The sequence below is a fragment of the Brevundimonas sp. genome, from assembly GCF_029945885.1.
Lineage (GTDB): Bacteria > Pseudomonadota > Alphaproteobacteria > Caulobacterales > Caulobacteraceae > Brevundimonas.
Genome location: NZ_JAQSDK010000026.1, coordinates 26,077 through 43,307, shown reverse-complemented (window position 1 = coordinate 43,307; position 17,231 = coordinate 26,077). Strand labels below are relative to the sequence as shown.

Annotated in this window: 17 protein-coding genes; 11 read left to right on the top strand and 6 right to left on the bottom strand. The window is 70.6% G+C overall.

Translation table 11 applies throughout. The annotated features are described in order from the left end of the window. Nucleotide 1 precedes the first annotated feature (1 nt). Nucleotides 2-3,253: a multidrug efflux RND transporter permease subunit gene (locus tag PSV00_RS10060; RefSeq protein ID WP_300446682.1), complete on the top strand. Its 3,252-nt coding sequence runs from the start codon at nt 2-4 to the stop codon at nt 3,251-3,253. Next, entirely contained in the window at nt 3,253-4,716 is a 1,464-nt protein-coding gene (locus PSV00_RS10055) for a TolC family protein (protein ID WP_300446680.1), read from the top strand. The genes PSV00_RS10060 and PSV00_RS10055 overlap by 1 nt, the downstream gene beginning before the upstream one ends. 368 nt (nt 4,717-5,084) lie before the next feature. Here the strand turns inward: PSV00_RS10055 and PSV00_RS10050 are convergent, their stop codons facing one another. The 6 genes from PSV00_RS10050 to PSV00_RS10025 all read right to left on the bottom strand — a co-directional run bounded on the left by PSV00_RS10050 (nt 5,085) and on the right by PSV00_RS10025 (nt 11,300). After that, entirely contained in the window at nt 5,085-6,863 is a 1,779-nt protein-coding gene (locus tag PSV00_RS10050) for a response regulator (RefSeq protein WP_300446678.1), read from the bottom strand. Between the two features lie 268 nt (nt 6,864-7,131). Then, the gene (locus PSV00_RS10045; RefSeq protein WP_300446676.1) at nt 7,132-7,650 is read right to left on the bottom strand and encodes a hypothetical protein; all 519 of its coding nucleotides are present in this window, start codon (nt 7,648-7,650) and stop codon (nt 7,132-7,134) included. A 239-nt stretch (nt 7,651-7,889) separates the two neighbouring features. After that, nucleotides 7,890-9,683 (bottom strand): asparagine synthase C-terminal domain-containing protein, encoded by a 1,794-nt coding sequence (locus PSV00_RS10040; protein ID WP_300446674.1) that lies wholly within the window; start codon nt 9,681-9,683, stop codon nt 7,890-7,892. Beyond that, complete coding sequence (locus PSV00_RS10035; RefSeq protein WP_300446672.1) at nt 9,680-10,315, bottom strand: lasso peptide biosynthesis B2 protein; 636 nt, start codon at nt 10,313-10,315, stop codon at nt 9,680-9,682. Before PSV00_RS10035 ends, PSV00_RS10040 begins: the two co-directional genes overlap by 4 nt. A gap of 55 nt (nt 10,316-10,370) precedes the next feature. Continuing rightward, a complete protein-coding gene (locus PSV00_RS10030) occupies nt 10,371-10,598 on the bottom strand; it encodes a hypothetical protein (protein ID WP_300446670.1) in 228 nt (75 codons plus the stop codon). A gap of 72 nt (nt 10,599-10,670) precedes the next feature. After that, nucleotides 10,671-11,300: a GntR family transcriptional regulator gene (locus tag PSV00_RS10025; protein WP_300446668.1), complete on the bottom strand. Its 630-nt coding sequence runs from the start codon at nt 11,298-11,300 to the stop codon at nt 10,671-10,673. Nucleotides 11,301-11,533: 233 nt separating this feature from the next. Between PSV00_RS10025 and PSV00_RS10020 the strand changes: the two genes are divergently transcribed. The 9 genes from PSV00_RS10020 to PSV00_RS09980 all read left to right on the top strand — a co-directional run bounded on the left by PSV00_RS10020 (nt 11,534) and on the right by PSV00_RS09980 (nt 17,231). After that, nucleotides 11,534-12,040: a helix-turn-helix transcriptional regulator gene (locus PSV00_RS10020; protein WP_300446666.1), complete on the top strand. Its 507-nt coding sequence runs from the start codon at nt 11,534-11,536 to the stop codon at nt 12,038-12,040. Nucleotides 12,041-12,099: 59 nt separating this feature from the next. Next, complete coding sequence (locus tag PSV00_RS10015) at nt 12,100-12,366, top strand: helix-turn-helix transcriptional regulator (RefSeq protein ID WP_300446664.1); 267 nt, start codon at nt 12,100-12,102, stop codon at nt 12,364-12,366. A gap of 76 nt (nt 12,367-12,442) precedes the next feature. Beyond that, nucleotides 12,443-13,090, top strand: coding sequence for a lytic transglycosylase domain-containing protein (locus PSV00_RS10010; protein ID WP_300446662.1), 648 nt, complete (start codon nt 12,443-12,445; stop codon nt 13,088-13,090). Beyond that, nucleotides 13,087-13,389, top strand: a complete 303-nt coding sequence (locus PSV00_RS10005) for a TrbC/VirB2 family protein (RefSeq protein ID WP_292029749.1) — start codon at nt 13,087-13,089, stop codon at nt 13,387-13,389. Before PSV00_RS10010 ends, PSV00_RS10005 begins: the two co-directional genes overlap by 4 nt. After that, nucleotides 13,389-13,568 (top strand): hypothetical protein, encoded by a 180-nt coding sequence (locus tag PSV00_RS10000; protein WP_300446660.1) that lies wholly within the window; start codon nt 13,389-13,391, stop codon nt 13,566-13,568. Before PSV00_RS10005 ends, PSV00_RS10000 begins: the two co-directional genes overlap by 1 nt. Then, nucleotides 13,561-13,911, top strand: a complete 351-nt coding sequence (locus PSV00_RS09995; protein ID WP_300446658.1) for a type IV secretion system protein VirB3 — start codon at nt 13,561-13,563, stop codon at nt 13,909-13,911. Before PSV00_RS10000 ends, PSV00_RS09995 begins: the two co-directional genes overlap by 8 nt. After that, nucleotides 13,904-16,279, top strand: a complete 2,376-nt coding sequence (locus tag PSV00_RS09990; protein WP_300446656.1) for a VirB4 family type IV secretion/conjugal transfer ATPase — start codon at nt 13,904-13,906, stop codon at nt 16,277-16,279. Before PSV00_RS09995 ends, PSV00_RS09990 begins: the two co-directional genes overlap by 8 nt. After that, complete coding sequence (locus PSV00_RS09985; protein ID WP_300446654.1) at nt 16,276-17,010, top strand: type IV secretion system protein; 735 nt, start codon at nt 16,276-16,278, stop codon at nt 17,008-17,010. The genes PSV00_RS09990 and PSV00_RS09985 overlap by 4 nt, the downstream gene beginning before the upstream one ends. After that, entirely contained in the window at nt 17,007-17,231 is a 225-nt protein-coding gene (locus tag PSV00_RS09980; protein WP_300446652.1) for a hypothetical protein, read from the top strand. Before PSV00_RS09985 ends, PSV00_RS09980 begins: the two co-directional genes overlap by 4 nt.

Here is a 17,231-nt window from a genome sequence, read left to right as displayed (position 1 = left end):
GATGAATGTCTCGCGTTTCTTCATCGACCGGCCGATCTTCGCGATCGTCATCGCGGTCTTCATCACCCTGATCGGCGCCTTCGCCTATCCGGCCCTGCCGCTGGCGCAGTACCCGGAGATCGCGCCGCCCACGATCAGCATCCGCACGGCCTATGCGGGAGCCTCTGCGGAGACGCTCGCCGAGACCGTGGCGGCGCCGATCGAGCAGGAGGTCAACGGCGTCGAGGGCATGCTGTACATGACCTCGTCCTCGACCTCCGACGGAGCGGTGAGCCTGACCGTGGCCTTCGAGCCCGGCACCGACCTCGATACCGCCCAGGTGCTGATCCAGAACCGGGTCGCCCGGGCCGAGCCGAGGCTGCCCGAGCAAGTGCGCCAGTCTGGAATCTCGGTGACCAAGCAGTCCACCGGCTTTCTGATGCTGGCGGCCCTGACGTCCAGCGACCCCGGTCTCGACGTCAACTACCTAGGCAATTTCGCCAACTCCACCATCCGCGACCGGATTCTGAGGCTCGACGGCGTGGGAGAGGTTCAGGTGTTCGGCGGCGGCAACTATTCCATGCGGATCTGGATCGACCCGGCCAAGGCCGCCGCGCGAGACCTGACCGCGACGGAAATCGTCGCGGCCCTGCGTTCGCAGAACGTCCAGGCCGCGGCCGGCGCGATCGGCCAGCCGCCGTTCGCCACCAACGCCTCCGCCTTCCAGCTGCCGGTGCAGGTCCAGGGCCGCCTGACGGATCCGGAGCAGTTCGCCGACGTGGTCCTGAAGACCGACGCCCAGGGTCGCATGACGCGCGTCCGTGACGTCGCGCGGGTCGAACTGGGCTCGCAGGACTACGGCATCAACGCCTACTTCACCGGCAAGCCCGGGATCGCCCTGGCCGTCGTCCAGCAGCCGGGCGCCAATGCCTTGTCGACAGCAGAGGCGGTGTTGGCCGAGCTGGACGCCATCGCGGCCGACTTCCCGCCCGGCGTCAACTACACCATTCCCTACAACCCGACCGAATACGTCGCGGCCTCGGTCGAGGCGGTGCAGCACACGGTGATGGAGGCGGTCATCCTGGTCGCCCTCGTCGTTCTGGTCTTCCTTCAGACCTGGCGCGCCGCCATCATTCCGGTGCTCGCCATCCCGGTCGCCCTGGTCGGCACCTTCGCCGTGCAACTCGCCCTGGGCTATTCGATCAACTCCCTGTCCCTTTTCGCACTGGTGCTGGCGGTCGGCATCGTCGTCGACGACGCCATCATCGTGGTCGAGAACGTCGAGCGCTATATCCGCGAGGGCCTGACGCCGCGCGAGGCCGCCCACCGGTCGATGAAGGAGGTGTCGGGCGCCCTCGTGGCGATCGGACTGGTCCTGACCTCCGTGTTCGTGCCGACGGCCTTCATCCCCGGCATTCCCGGCATTTTCTTCCGTCAGTTCGCCGTCACCATCGCCTCGGCGACGCTGATCTCGCTGCTGATTTCGCTCACGCTGTCGCCCGCGCTGGCGGCTCTGCTGCTCAAGCCGCACAAGCCGCACGACCATTCCGCTCGCAAGAAGGGACCCATCGGCACGGCGTTCCACTACCTCGGCGCGGCCGGGGCCCGATTCAACGAGGGTTTCGATTGGTTGTCGGACCGCTACGGGTGGCTGACGGCGCGGCTCGTGCGGACCGTCGGCATTATGCTGATCATTTACGCGGGTCTCTTGGGCCTGACCGGCTGGCGCCTCATGGACACTCCGGGCGGCTTCATCCCGGATCAGGACCAGGGCGTGCTGATCGGCGTGGTCCAGTTGCCCGCCGGCGCCTCGCTGGAGCGCACCACCGAGGCGCTGAACGAAGCCGTGGCCATCATCCGCGAAGCCGAAGGCGTGACCGAGGTCACGGCGCTGGCCGGCCTCGACGGCTCCAGCTTCTCAGCCGCCTCAAACGCGGCGACCATGTTCATCAAGCTGGACGACTGGAGCGAGCGCGAGACGCCCGAGTTGCAGGCGGCGGCGCTGGCCGGCGCCCTGAGCGGCGCCACCGGGGTGATCGAAGAAGCGAACATCTTCATGATCTCTCCCCCGGCCGTGCCCGGCCTCGGCGCCGGCGGGGGCTTCAAGATGATGATCCAGGACCGATCCGGCGCGGGCTATCAGGCGCTGGAAGGCGCCACCATGGCCATGATGGGCGCGGCGGCGCAGTCGCCGGAGCAGGTGCAGCAGGTGTTCTCCACCTACAACACCGGCTCGCCGCGGGTTGAGGCCGATGTCGATCGTGAGCGCGCCCTGATGATGGGTGTCCAGCCGGCGGATGTGTTCAGCACCCTCGGCACCTATCTCGGCTCCAACTACATCAACGACTTCAACCTGCTGGGCCGAACCTTCCGGGTCACCGCCCAGGCCGAGCCTGCCTATCGCGACGACCTGGCTGACATCGCCGACCTGGAGGTGCGCTCGGCCTCCGGAAACATGGTGCCCATCGGTTCGGTGGCCACGCTGCGAAACGACTCCGGCCCTGCCCGCGTCGTCCGCTACAATCTGTTCCCGGCCTCCGAGCTGCAAGGTCAGGCCGCGCCGGGCGTGTCATCGGGCGAGGCGCTGGCGATCATGGAGGCCATGGCTGCGGAAACCCTGCCCGACGGCTTTGACTTCGAATGGACGGAGTTGGCGCTGCAGGAGAAGGCTGCGGGCAGTTCGGCCGTCCTGGTCTTCCTGCTGGCGGTGGTGTTCGTCTTCCTGGTGCTGGCGGCGAACTATGAATCGCTCACCCTGCCGCTCGCCGTCATCCTGATCGTGCCGATGTGCGTGCTGGCCGCCCTGATCGGGGTCAACGTCAACGGCCTCGACAACAACATCCTGGTGCAGGCGGGACTGGTGGTGCTGATCGGCCTCGCGGCCAAGAACGCCATCCTTATCGTCGAATTCGCCAAACAGGCCGAGGACGAGGAAGGTCTGAACCGTTTTGATGCCGCGGTGCAGGCGGGTCGGCAGCGGCTGCGCCCGATTCTCATGACCTCCTTCGCCTTTATCTTCGGCGTGCTTCCTCTGGCCATCGCCAGCGGACCGGGCGCCGAGATGCGGCAGTCGCTGGGCATCTCGGTCGTCTGGGGCATGATCGGCGTCACCTTCTTCGGCCTGATTTTCACCCCCATCTTCTACGTCGTATGCCGCTGGCTTGCCTCCAGGATGCCCAAGGCCCCGGAAAAGGAGCGGACGATTCCGACCACCGAGGGCATGCCCCCTCACCTCGAAACCCAGTCCGCCTCGCCGCGGACGGGAGACGCCTGATGATCCACCGACCCTCTCTCCGGTTCCTGACCGCGGCCGCCGGCGCCAGTCTGGTCCTGGCGTCATGCGCGGTCGGGCCGACGGCCCCCGACGCGGCCCTTCCCCCCTCCGCGTCGGGCGCCTTCATCGGCGCGGTCACCCCCGCCGTGTCCGCCGAAGCGGCGCGTGACGACTGGTGGCGGCTCTACCAGGACCCGGCGCTGGACGCGCTGGTCGCCGAGGCGCTGGCCAACAACAACGAGCTCGAGGCGGCGGCCGCGAACCTGCGCCGGGTCCGCGCGGCGCTGGGCGAGGCGCGCACCGCCCGCCTGCCCGGAACCACGACCAGCGCCGCCTACAGCACCGGCCGCCCCTCGGCCGCAACCGTCCCCGGTCTCCCGCCCGGGACGGAAGCGCCCGAGACGGACACCTATGACGTCGGCCTCGACGTCGCCTATGAGGTCGATCTGTTCGGCCGGGTCGGGTCGGTCATTCGCGCCGCGCGCGCCGACGCCGATGCGGCCGCGGCGGCCCTCGACGTGGTCCGCGTCAGTGTCGCCGCCGAAACCGCCCGCGCCTACGCCGACGCCTGCTCGGCCAACGCCCGCATCGACGTGGCGCAGCGCACCGTCGAGCTGCAGACCCGGACGATGGAGCTGACCCGGACGCTTCTGGACGCCGGTTCCGGCAACGGCCTGGACGTCGCCCGCGCCCGCTCGGCGCTGGAGACCACCCGTGCGTCCCTGCCCCCACTGCGCGCCGAACGCGACGGCGCCCTGTTCCGCCTCGCTACCCTGACCGGCCGGACCCCGGCGGAGAGCAGCGAGGCGGCGCGGAGCTGCGCCCGGCCGCCCCAGCTGACCCAGCCCGTCCCCATTGGCGACGGCGCCCGACTGCTGGCTCGTCGCCCCGACGTTCGCCGGGCGGAGCGTGAACTCGCCGCCGCCGCCGCGCGGGTCAACGTGGCGACGGCCGACCTGTTTCCGCGCATCACGCTCGGCGGCGGCCTCGGCGCCACGGCCCTGGACGCCGGCGGGTTGGGCGACAGCGAGAACTTTCGCTTCAGCGTCGGCCCGCTGATCACCTGGTCCTTCCCCAACGTCTTCGCCGCCCGGGCGCGGATCGAGCAGGCCGACGCGGCCTCCGAGGCGGCGCTGGCGCGCTTCGACCAGACGGTTCTGGTCGCCTTGCAGGAGACCGAGACGGCGCTGGCCAACTATGCCAACGAGCTGGACCGCCGCGTCGCGTTGCAGGCCGCGCGCGATCAGGCCGCCGAGGCGGCGCGGTTGTCGCGGCTGCGCTTGGACGCCGGGGTGGACAGCTTCCTGTCGGTGCTCGACGCCGAGCGGACCCTGGCCGCCGCCGACGCCCAGCTGGCCGCCTCGGACGCCCTGGTGACCACCTATCAGATCGCCCTGTTCAAGGCGCTGGCGGGGGGCTGGGGTCAGGTGTTCGGTCCCGAGGGAGCGGGTGAGGCCACGTAAGGTCTTGAGCCGTTCGGCGAAGTTGCGGCGTCGAGGCAGGCGGCGACGATCGTCCTTTCTTCCGACGTCAGAACCGTCCGCCGGACCGTCTTCGGCCCCATCGGCGCCTCATGAACGAAGGCCCGCCTGCGCTGTTTGGCGACGGTCCTGGGGGTTGAGGCCATGCTGCGCCGCCAGCTTTTGAGCGGAGCCTTCGATCGCCGCATCGCAGCCCGGACAGCGTGCGTGTTCGCGGGGCCGCCGTCCATACGCACGATCTGCCCGTCGCCAGCATGAATGCCAAGGTGGGGCCGCCGGGTCTGCGCTCCGAGCATGGCCGCAACAAGCGTTGCCGTCCGGGCGGCGCGCCGTCGAACCAGGGACTCTCGTCAGGCGGCCTGATTGGCGTCGCGTCTCAGGGCGTCTCGTCCGTCCCCGGCCTGGCTCAGCACCGCGGATAATCTGGCGAAATCGACCGGTTTGACCACATAGCTGTCGGCGCCCGCAGCCCAGCCCTGCTCCAGATCCTCGGGTCGCGCCGAAGCCGAAAGGATGACGATGGGCGTGTGCCGGTTGGCGCCCGCCTCGCTGCGAATTCTGCGCGTCGCCGTCAGGCCGTCCATCACCGGCATGTTCACGTCCATGACGATCATGTCGAACGCCTGTCCCGCCGCCATCTCCAGCGCGATCTCGCCATTCTCGGCCGTAAACACGCTGTGCCCCTGGCCCGTCAGCCAGGTCTCCAGGATCAGCCGGTTGACCGGATGGTCTTCGACAACCAGCACCCGGAGTGCGACGGTCCCCTCGGACTGGGCGGCCGCCATTTCAGGGAGGTTCGATCCCGTCCAGGCCTCGACCGGGAATGGCGCAACGAAGGTGAAGGTCGCCCCTTCGCCGGGCCTGGAGGCCACGGCGATCTCGCCGGCCAGCATGTGCGCCAGCCGCCGGGAAATCGTCAGCCCCAGTCCCGTCCCGCTCGCCTGGCGGGTGCTCGAGGTGTCGACCTGGGTGAAGGGCTGGAACAGGCGGGCCTGATCGGCCTCGCTGATGCCCGGTCCGGTGTCGGTGACGGCGAAGCTCAGTCGCACCTCCGCCTCAGCGAGCCGCTCGCCGGTGATGGTCAGACGCACCGTTCCGACATCCGTGAATTTGACCGCATTGCCGAGCAGGTTGGTGAGGATCTGGCCGACGCGAAGGGGGTCGGTGATGACGCGGTGTGGGATGTCGCCCCGCAGGTCCACTTCGACGGCCATATCCCGGGCCTCGGCCTGGGCCCGGCAGATCCTGACCGCCTGTTCCCACGCCTCGGTCGTCGGCGTGGATCGCACTTTGAGGTCAAGACGCCCCGCCTCCATCTTGGTCACGTCGAGAATGTCGTTGAGCAACGCAAGCAGCCCCTCGCCGCTGGTGCGGATCATCGAGACGTAGCTCCGCTCGACCTCGCCGATCGGACGCGCCTCGAGCAGCTGGGCGGCGCCGAGCACCCCGTTCATGGGCGTGCGCAACTCGTGCGAGATGATTCCGAGGAAGCTCGACTTGGCCTGATTGGCCGCCTGGGCCTGATCCCGAGCCTGTTCCAGATCGGCGATCAGTTCCCGCTGGCGGCCGACGACGGCGGCGATCTCGTTGTCCTTCATCAGGGTGACCATCAGCTTGATCAGCATCGCCAGCCCCAGCACCGGCGCGACGGCCATCAACTGCCAGAAGCCCGGCTGCCCCCAGAGGCTGAGAATGATCAGCAAGACCACCAGACTGTACGGCGAGGAAACGATGAGCGCCTCCTTCGGCGCGGCCCGCATCTGGGTGAACACCAGGGTGAACCCCGCGCACAGCAAACCGATGGCGAGCGCCTCGCCATGGGTCGCATCGCTGAACCAGACCAGCAGGGGCGCAACCGCCCAGGCGATGCAGGACACTGTCGCCACAGGCAGGCGCAGCCGGGGCGCGCCGCCGACGGGTCTGTCCACCAGGCCGCGCAGCAATCCCAGGGCGGTCGTGATCCCATACCAGATCAACGCCGTCCGCCAGGGCACGGCGGTGACCAGCGCAAGCGCCCAGCTGCCGATGATCCAGTAGCGCAAATGGCCCGCGGCCACGACAGCGAGCATCCGGCGGGTCACCGGTCCGATCGGTCGTGTCTCCAGCTCGGCCATATCCGACGCAGCCACAAGATGTCTCCCATCACAGGACCATGATGGCGGCAATCGACTAAGTCATGATGAACAGTACAGGTCGATTCTGAAGCCCTGCGACGGTTTTGGCGCCCGGGGGGTTGCATACGCCCTCACGATCTTCGCAGCACCTGCCGGACGTAATCAGGGCGTCTACACGGCGGGATCGGGATGACCGATCGACTTCGGTGAGGCGCCGCCCCACCCCCAAGCCGGGAGCACGGACGACCCGAGGGGCTGCGCTCGGAGCGCGTGTCCGATGAAGCTACCTGAGAGGGCGAACGCCGAGCGGAGCGGCGGGCGGCCGGCAGTGTCTTTGCAGGCCGACCCCTTTCAGGAAGGATCGCCGCACGAGCCCGGCCTGGATGGATTGCTGAACGCGCTGGCTATGCTGCTCGGCTCCGGTCAGACGACGCACCCAGCTCCGCATCGGAATGAAGTCCGTTACGGTGTCTCGAACCACATCGAGCGCCGCTTCGGCCGCCACATCCTCCATTTGCTCCGCTTGAACCCGCGTCGGATCGTCGAGATCAGGTCCGAGCGCCTCATCCAGGCGCGTGATCTCGGCCGATATGGCGCTGCAGCGACCAAGGCCGGCCAAGTCATAGGGCCGTTCAGCGGCCTGAATCAGCACCGTCGGGATTTCAGCGGGCCGTATGTTCAAATCCTCCAGAGGCGTCGCCGCCGCGCCGCCCACGCCCTGGCCGAAGGTCTCTATCCCTCGGTCGAGAGACTGCCCGCCGTTGCACGCCGCGAGCGCTCCAGCGGACAGGATGACGGCCATCGAATGTCGCGCTCTGATCATGGTTCGCCTGATGGCTGAAGCGGGGGTGGACCGGCACGATCGTCAACCGTGCCGGTCCGGGAGGAAGGACGTTCACTTTGAACTGACTGGAAACGTGGACGGGTACCCAACCGTTCCATTTCCAGATCCGATTTTCAGCGACGACTGTCGCCGGGGTCATGGTCAGGTCCAGGCGCGCGGCTGCATCGCTGCCCCTGGTCCGTCCATCGGGGCTGTCGTCAGCCCGGCCGGTCTGCGCCGCCTCCCCTCCTGATCCTCGCCGGGCGGAGCCGCGATCCGGACGACCGGATGTCGGCGATCCGTCCCTCCCAGTGCTGCGCCCAGACCTCCAGCACGGCCCCGACCAGCAACCGGTTGTAGCCCGGCCCGACGATCAGCCGGTCCTCCGCCAGGTCGCGCTCCAGGGCCTTGCCGTCGAGCAGCCCCTGGTCGACCTGAAGGCCGTTGAGCAGCAGCGGCCTCAAAGTCGCGAGACTGGCGCGGGTGACATGGCCGTAGAAGCAGCTGAGATCGCCCTTGTTGCGGCGCTCGATCAGCATCGGCGGCAGGCGGCCGCAGAAGGCCTGACGCGCCAGGCCGCGATCGCGCACGCCCGCGATCAGCCGGTCGGCGGGGATGGCGAGGCAATGCTCGACCACCGGCTGGCTCAGTAGCGGATGGAGCAGATCCCCGGCGCGGGCGCGCAGGCAGTCGCCCCAGAACAGCTGGGCGTTGACGAACTGGCGCAGTTGCCCGGTCTTGGCCGGCGGCAGGTCCTCGATGTCCTCCAGCCAGGGATGCCGCCGCCCGGATGCGGGCCGGGGTCCGGTCGCGCGCAGCCCGAGGGCGCAGCCGAGCACCGTCCAGGCCGAATGGCGCGTCCAACGTCCGACCGCCGCAAGAAAGGCCGGGGACAGGCCGGGCGGTCCCTCGCGCCGGAACCGGTCGGCCGCCACGGCGGGATCGGGCGCCTGGAAGAAGACCGCGTCGCCGCCCTGCCCCGTCACCAGGGCTGTGGCGCGGCCCCGGCGCATGCGCGCGGCGACCTCGCCGTCATAGGTGACGTCGACCCCCTGGAGCGCCGGCCGCACGCTTTCACCGAGGGGGCGGAGCTGGCGCACGGTGATGGCCTCGACCGGCTTGCGGACCCTGACGAGGTCGAGCTCCAGCCTCCGGGCGACCGCCTCGGCCCATGGCCGCTCGTCGCCTTCGCGCCAGTCGCCATGGAAGTTGAGGAACCGGGCCCGCCCGGCCAGCCCGGTCGCAGCCAGACTGCCGGCGACGATAGCCGAATCCAGTCCGCCGGAGAGTTCGGCCACGACCCGGCGGTGCGGATCGACCAGGTCGACGACCGTTTCATCCACCACCCCGGCCAGGCCGCCGAGGCTTTCGTCCCACCCGGCGCCCGACCGGCAGAAGGTCGAGGGCCGCCACACCGGCACGGACGCATGGTTCCCGGAGATCAGGGCGAGCGTCCCGGGGTTGACCGCGGTCAGCCCCGTCAGCGCCAGACGGTCGCCGAGCAGCTCGGGCGCCTCGGCGATCTCCCGCAGCACGGTCCAGTCGATGGCCAGGTCCGCGGGCAGGAGGGGATCGAGTTCTCGCGGCGGCTCCGCGACCGCCAGCACAGCCCCGCCATGGCGCCACCAGACGCAATCGATGGCCCCGGTGGGATCGCGCAGCAGGGCGAGACGGCCGTCGTCGTCCCGCCAAGTCAGGATGTAGCGCCCCCAGCCGGCGCCGACGACCGACCGGGCAAGGTCCGCCGGTCGGCTGTTGACGGCCACAAGGGTCGACAGCGGTTTCGGCCCGCGCCAGTCGCCGATCAGGAAATGACGACGGCCGACCTGGCGGACCTTGAGACGCGCTCGCGGACCGAGCAGGACCTGCAGGTCCTCGACCGCGTGCGATGCGCGCCATCCCTGGCGCACCAGGTCCGCGACCGCAGCCTCGAAGGGCGCGCGGTACGCCTCGCCGAGGCCGCGCCGGTCAAGGATCAGATAGCCGTGGTCTGCGGGCCCCGGGACCGTCATCGGCGGTACAGGGGCGTATAGGGCCACAGCCGCTCGACGTCGTCGTTGAGACAGACCTCGCCGAACTGCACCCAGCAGTGGGCGGCAAAGGGCCAGAGCCGGACCCCGAACACCCAGTCCGCGGAAAGGCCCATGCGGCGCAGGAAGGCGACCAGCATGGCGGAGCGCACCAGACATTCGCCCTCGATCGGCAACCAGGCGCCGACGGTCCAGAACTGCCGCGCCGCCGCCTCTACCGCCTCCGCATCGCGCGACAGGGGACGGCGGGCCTCGGCGAGCGCCAGCCAGGCGGCGAGCCCCTCGCCCCGTCGGGCCCGGCGGATGTCCGCCGGCACGGCGACGGCGGCGGCGAGAACCCGGGGCGACACGGCGCGGGACAGGGGCTGATGGATGAGGGTCCGCGTCGGAAGCGGCGGCGGGGCGGACCGCGCGGCCGGCGGCTCCGGACCCAGCACGCCCCCGGCCAGCAGGGCGTCGGCCACCGCCCCCGACCGTATCACGTCCCGGGCGCCCGGCTCCAGGGCGACGGCGCCGCCGGGCAGGCAAAGATAGGCGTCACGCGCGAGGTCGAGCAGGGCGAGATCCTCGCCGATGGCGACGGCGTGGACGTCATGTCGGAGATACAGGGTCATCGCCGAAGCGGTCGGACAGACGAGGGGCGCCGGCGCGAAGCCGGCGCCCCCGCCGTCAGCCCTGCTGCCAGAGCCGCACCGGGATCTGTTCGAAATCCCCGGTGGTGGAATCGGCGCGGGTGGCCTGTTCGGCCGAGCCGAGCCGGACGAGATCGGCGCGGACGCCGGCGCTCTCATAGAGTCGCACCGGAATCTGCTCCATGTCGCCTTCGGTGGCGTCCGCGCGGGTGGCGATCCGGGCGGAGCCCAGACCGATCAGGCGCGGCGTGGTCGCGGTCTTCATGACGTAACCTCCTGTCAACGGGGCCCATCGCCCCGTCGCGCCAGTCCGCGCCCGCCAGGTCCTATTTTCAAACTATATTCGGTCTATACTTTCCGCCGACCGTCGCATGACTGAAAACACGGACTGGGCGGCCGCGATCCGGTTGCGATGGTAGGCGTCGATCGCCGGCCTGAGATCGCTGATCCGGCCTTCGAGAAAGAGTTGCTCCTGACGCGCGACCGCCTCGTCGGCGATCGGATCGACGACGCGCTCGACCCGGCGGACCGGACGCAGCTGAAGCGCCGTGCGGCGGTAGACCCGGTCGAGCACATCATTGCCCGCCCAGGCCAGCAGGTTGTCGTAGAAGGCCTCGATCCGGGGGCGAGGCGACGCCTCCAGGCGCGGCGGCCGCGCGCCCGGCGGAATCCGCTCGATGGCCCATCCGGCCAGCCGCCAATGCAGTTCATAGAGATCGGCGATGTCCGACGCCGTCGGGCTCGGCGCGAAATAGCCGTGCCCGGGTCGGTGCTCCAGCACGCCCTCGCCGGAAAGTCGGGCGAGGGCCTCGCGGACCGGCGTGGGGCTGAGGCCAAGTTCGGTCGCCAGGGCGGTGGCGACCAGCGGCCGGCCCCAGCCGAACCGGCCTTCGGAGGCGAAATCCGTCAGGGCGGCCACGGCGAGATGATAGGGATCGCGCGCCTTCACGGCCCCCGGTCCGGCCACGCCGCTCCGGCCCGGGCCCCGTCCGGCGACTCATGGTCGGCGAGTGATCGTGTATCCATTAACGCTCTTCAAGGTCTCGCAAGGTGCGCGCAGGTTTCTTGCGCACGCGCGCAAGACTTTCGGCCCCGTGGCTTTCACGACTTTCATTTGAAGCGCGATTGCCCCATTTTTCAACCAGCAGGGGTACGGAAGGACGAGTCCGGCGACCTCATGGATGTGGAAGAGTCCGGACGATGGATCCCGCCGAACGTCAGTCGCAGAGCGAGACCCTGTCTTCGGCCCTGCGTCTGATCCGCGCCCATCGCCGGATGAAGTCCGCCGAGGTCGCGGAGGCCATGGGCATGGCCCAGCGGTCCTATGAACATTTCGAGGCCGGCGGCGGCCGCATCAATCTGGAACGCATCCATCGCTTTGCGGAGGTTACGGATTCCGACCCCTACGCCATCCTCGCGGCCCTCGCCCTGGGCTCGCCCAGGTTCGCCCTGCGGAGCGCCGACAACAAGCTGATGACCATCCTGACCGTCGCCCTGCAGGAGTTCGACGAGACGCTCGGCGACGTCATCGTCGAACTCGACGCCCGCACCCTGATCAACGCCTTCACCCGTACGATGAAGGACCTGGCGCTGCAGGCGGTCCGCCGCGACAGCGCGGCCCAAGACTGGCTCGAGACACGGGTCGCGAAGCTGGTCACCCCCGCCGGGGGCGAGGACGAGGGCGGCGCCGGGAATTCGCGACCGTAGACGCCCCGCCGGAAAGCTGCGGTCTGGCCGTGGATTTCGTTCGGCCGTCTGCTGGGGCCATGACGCCGCCGTCTCCGCGCCCGCACGCCGCGCCACCCGCCTCCGACGAGCCCCTTTCGGCGCGGCAACGCGACTGCCTCGCCCTCGCCGCGCGCGGTCTGACCTCGGCGGCGATCGGCGAGCGTCTCGGCATCTCCGGACGCACCGTCGACGAACACCTGATGCGGGCCTGCCGAACTCTGGGCGTGCGCACCCGGATCCAGGCGGTCGCCCGCCTCGCCGCCCGCACCGGGCCGGACCCGGAGTCCCGCAGCTTCCTACCGTAGATCTCCGACGGGCCGCCCGCGGGTCGCGAGCGGCGGGCGGGATCGGGTTTGCTGGGGGCCCTGAACGGAGCCCGCCTTGCTGGACCTCAATCTCATCCTCGCCCTGTCCCAGGCCTGCGCCCCCCAGGCGGCGCCGCAGACCATGGCCGCCATCGCCTGGACCGAAAGCCGGTTCGATCCGCTGGCCATCGGGGTGAACCGCGGCCCCCGGCCCGCCCGGCGGCCCCGCGACGCCGTCGACGCCGCCCGGATCGCCCGCGATCTGCTGGCGCGGGGCGCCAACCTCGACCTCGGCCTGGCCCAGATCAACAGCGCCAACCTGGCCTGGCTCGGCCTGTCGGTCGAGGCGGCGTTCGATCCCTGCCGCAACCTGTCCGCCGCCGGCGTCGTGCTGCGCGCCGGCTACCGGCCCGCTCGGGACGGCGACCGCCAGGCGGCGCTGCGGGTCGCCCTGTCGCGCTACAACACCGGACATCCCGACCGTGGCTTCCGCAACGGCTATGTCGCGCGCGTCGAGCGAGCCGCCGTCGCCCTGTCGCTGGCCCCGCCCCGACCCGCCGCAGAAACCGCCCCCGCCGAAGCGCCGGTCGTCCTTCGCCTGGCGACGCCGGCCCCCTCGCCGCGGAGGTCCGACACGCCGGCCTGGGACGTGTTCGGCCGCGCCCGCTTCAGCGCGACCCTCGCCTTCGCGCCATCCGAACCCAGCTGGAGAGACCCGAGATGACCCCTCGCCCCGCCCGCGCGCGCCGCGTCTGCGCCACCGGCGCCATCGCCGCCGCCGCCACCCTGATCCTGGTCCAGCCGGCCTTCGCCTCGGCCAATGTCGAGGGCCTGCTGCAGAACGTCGTCGACATGCTGACGGGCAACACCGCGCGCCTGCTGGCGGTGCTCGCCGTGGTCGTCGTCGGCATCCTGTGGATGTTCGGCCTGTTCGACCTGCGCCGGGCGGCGATCGTGGTGCTGGGCATCGTCGTCGTCTTCGGCGCCGCCGAGATCGTCAACCTGATCACGGGCGGCGCCTGATGGAGCCGTTCGTCCCCTGGCTGATCACCACCGGCGCGGCCGTCCTCGGACCCGGACTGATGCTGGGCCAGCGACTGATCTCCCCCGGCCGCTTCGCCCGCATCGTCGCCGGCCTGCTGACCGGACTGTTACTCGGCTTCGTCGCCGCCCGCCTCGCGCCGGGAGGGCCCCATGGCTGAGGCCCGCCTGATTGAGGAGAAGCTGATCGAGGATCCGCTTTTTCTGGCCTGCACCCGTCCGGCCATGGTCATGGGGGTGCCGATGGAGGCGATGGGCGTCAACCTCATCGTCTCGGGCATCGTCTTCCTGGTCGGCGGCAGCCTGCTCTATCTGCTGGTCGCCCCCGCCGTGCACCTGGTGTTCCGCGCCATCTGCCGGGCCGACCACAACGCCTTCCGGCTGCTGCTCGTCCATGTCGACACCAAGGGCCGCGCGCGCAACGGCGCCCTGTGGGGCGGCAGCTCGGCCTCGCCCCTCCCCCTGGCGCGGCGCTATCGTCCGGCGGAGCTGACTCGTGGCTGAGGGCGCCGTCTCCGTCGCCCGGCTGCGGCGCGAGGGCGAGGTGCGCCCGAACCTGCCCTATGCGCGCCACGTCAGCGACCATGTCGTCGCGCTCGACAGCGGCGCCCTGATGATGGTGTTCCAGATCGACGGGGCCAGCTTCGAGACCGCCGACGCCCGCGATCTCAACGACTGGCACGTCAAGCTCAACCAGGCCTGGCGCAACCTCGCCGATGAACGTCTCGCGGTCTGGCAGCATGTGGTCCGGCGCGAGGCCGCGCCCCTGCCATCGAGCGGCTATCGCTCGACCTTCGCCGCCGAACTAGGCGCGGCCTATGACGCGCGGATCGCCGAGCGCCCGCTGCGGGTCAACGAACTGTTCGTCACCCTGGTGCTGCATCCCGGCCGGGACGCCGGAGACCGCGCCGCGGCCCTGTTGCAGCGGCTGAAATCGGCCCGCCGGGACGGGACCGAGGCGCTGCACGACCACATCCGGCGCCTCGAGGAGGCCGGGCGCGATCTGGTTCAGTACCTCGGCCGCTACGCCCCGCGGCGGCTGGGCCTGTACGAGCGGTCGGGCCTGTGGTTCTCCGAACCGATGGAGGTGATGCGGCTGGTGCTGACCGGCCGCCGGTCCGCCGTCCCCCTCGTCCATGGCCATCTCGGATCGGCGATCTACACCGTCCGCGCCATCTTCGGCCGCGAGACGCTGGAACTGCGCGACGTCTCGGACGCCCGTTACGCCGGCGTCCTGGCCATCAAGGAATATCCGGCGGCGACCCGCCCTGGCCTTTGGGACGCCCTGCTCAGCGCCCGGTTCGACTTCGTCGCCAGCCAGTCCTTCGCCTTCCTGTCCAAGGCCTCCTCGCGCGCCGTGATGGAGCGCAAACAGAACCAGATGGTCTCGGCGCGCGACCGCGCCGCCTCCCAGATCGCAGGCCTGTCGGAGGCGCTCGACGACCTGGTCAGCAACCGGTTCGTCATGGGCGAACACCACGCCTCGGTGCTGGTGCACGGCGACACCCCGTCGGCCCTGGCCGATCATCTGTCGCGCGCCCGCGCCATCCTGGCGGACTCCGGCCTGGTCGTGGCGCGCGAGGACCTCGGTCTGGAGGCGGCCTTTTGGGCCCAGTTTCCCGGCAATTTCGCGCGCCGCACCCGGCCCGCCGCCATCACCTCGCGCAATTTCGCGGCGCTCGCCCCCTTCCACGCCCATCCGGTCGGCAAGGCGCGGGGCAACCACTGGGGCGAGGCGGTGGCGACCCTGCGGACCACGGCCGGCTCGCCCTTCCACTTCAACTTCCACGTCGGCGATCTCGGCCACACCTTCATCTGCGGCCCGTCCGGCTCCGGCAAGACCGTGGTGCAGAACTTCATGCTGGCCCAGCTCGAACGGTTCGACGCCCGGCAGCTGTTCATTGACAAGGACCGCGGCGCCGAACTGTTCGTGCGCGCCTGCGGCGGGACCTATCTGGCGCTGCGCAACGGCGAGCCGACCGGCTTCGCCCCCTTCAAGGCCCTGGCTCCGTCACCCGCCAATCGCGCCTTTCTGGTGCGGCTGGTGCGCGCCCTCGTCGCGCGGCCGGGCGAGACCCTCGGCGTGGCCGAGGCGCGCGCGATAGACCAGGGCGTTGCGGCGCTGGAGGCCCTGCCGCGCGAACGCCGCTCGATCGCCGCCCTGCGCAGCCTGCTCGGCCAGGGCGACGCCGGCGGCGTCGGGGCCCGGCTCGAACGCTGGCAGCGCGGCGGACCTCTGGGCTGGGTGCTCGACAATGACGAGGACGCCCTGACCCTGGACGCGCGCTTCGCGGGCTTCGACATCACCCAGCTGCTGGATCACGACGAGGTCCGCACCCCGGCCATCCTCTATCTGTTTCACCGCATCGCCGAACGCGTCGACGGGCGCCGGCTGGTTCTGGACATCGACGAGTTCTGGAAGGTGCTGGGCGACCCGGCCTTCACCGACCTGGCCCAGGACGGGCTCAAGACCTGGCGCAAGCAGAACGCCTTCATGGTGTTCGGGACCCAGTCCCCGGCCGACGCCCTGCGCTCGCCGATCGCCCACGCCATCCTCGAACAGTGCGCGACCAAGATCTTTCTGCCCAATCCGCACGGGCAGGCGCGCGACTATGTCGAGGGCTTCGGCCTGACCGGGGAGGAGTTCCGTCAGGTGCGCGAGGTGCTCGTGCCCGGATCGGGCCGCTTTCTCGTCAAACAGGGCCACGACAGCGTGGTCGTCGAACTGGACCTGGCCGGTCTGGACGACGCCCTCGCCATCCTGTCCGGCCGCACCGAGACCGTCGCCCTGCTCGACCGCCTGCGCGGCGAGACCGGCGACGCCTACGCGCAATGGCGCGATCGCTTCCACGCCGAAAGGAGATTGCTGTGAAACCCCGCTCCCTGCTCGCGGCCCCGGCCGCCGCCCTTGTGCTCGTCCTCGCCGCCGCGCCGGGCGCCCGGGCCCAGCAGATCGTTCACGATCCCACCGCCTACGCCAAGATGGTCGAGGAGGCCCGCACGGCCCTGCAGCAGCTCCAGGCCCTTCAGGCCCAGGTCGAACAGGGCCGTCAGCTGTTCGACAGCCTCAACGACCTCTCCGACGTCAATGCGCTGGCCAGCGCGCTCGGCCTGCCCGAGGTCCGCAACCCCCTGCCGGACCTGGCGGCCCTGCGCGCCGCCGCCGACGGCGACCTGTCGGCCCTGGGCCGGCTGGCCGAGCGCGCCGATGCGATCCGCGCCGAGCACCGGCTCTACACGCCGCCGTCCGGCGATTTGCCCGCCGCCGAGGCCTGGTATCGCGACAGTCTGGAACGGGCCGGGGCGCGCGGCGCCCGCGACCTCGCCGTCGGGGAGGCGATCGGCGAGGCCGCCGACCACAGGCTGGAAGGTCTGGAAACGCTCAGGCGCGCCCTCGACACCGCCCCCAACGCCCGTGCGGTGATGGACCTGGAGGCGCGGCTGGCCGCCGAGCAGGCCCTGGTCCAGAACGAACAGGTCCGGCTGCAGGGTCTGGCCCTGACGCGGGAGGCCGAGGCCCGGCTGGAGGAACAGCGCGCCCGCGAACGGGCCGAGGCCGCCCGCGCCGCCCGCCTGGACGCCTATGAGCGGGCCTTCCGGTGAAACGCGCCGCCGGACTCGTCCTCGCGGCCCTGTGCGGCTGCACCGCGCCGGAGCGCGGCGTCGAGGCCTTCGCGGCTGATCCGGCGGCGGCGAAGGCCGTCATCGCCGCCTGCGACGCCGGCCGGACACGCCGCGACTGCGAGACGGCGCGGCGCGGCCTGGGCGAAGCCAGGCGTCGTGATCGCCTGGCCGCCTACGCGCGCACGGCGCAGGGAGGGTGA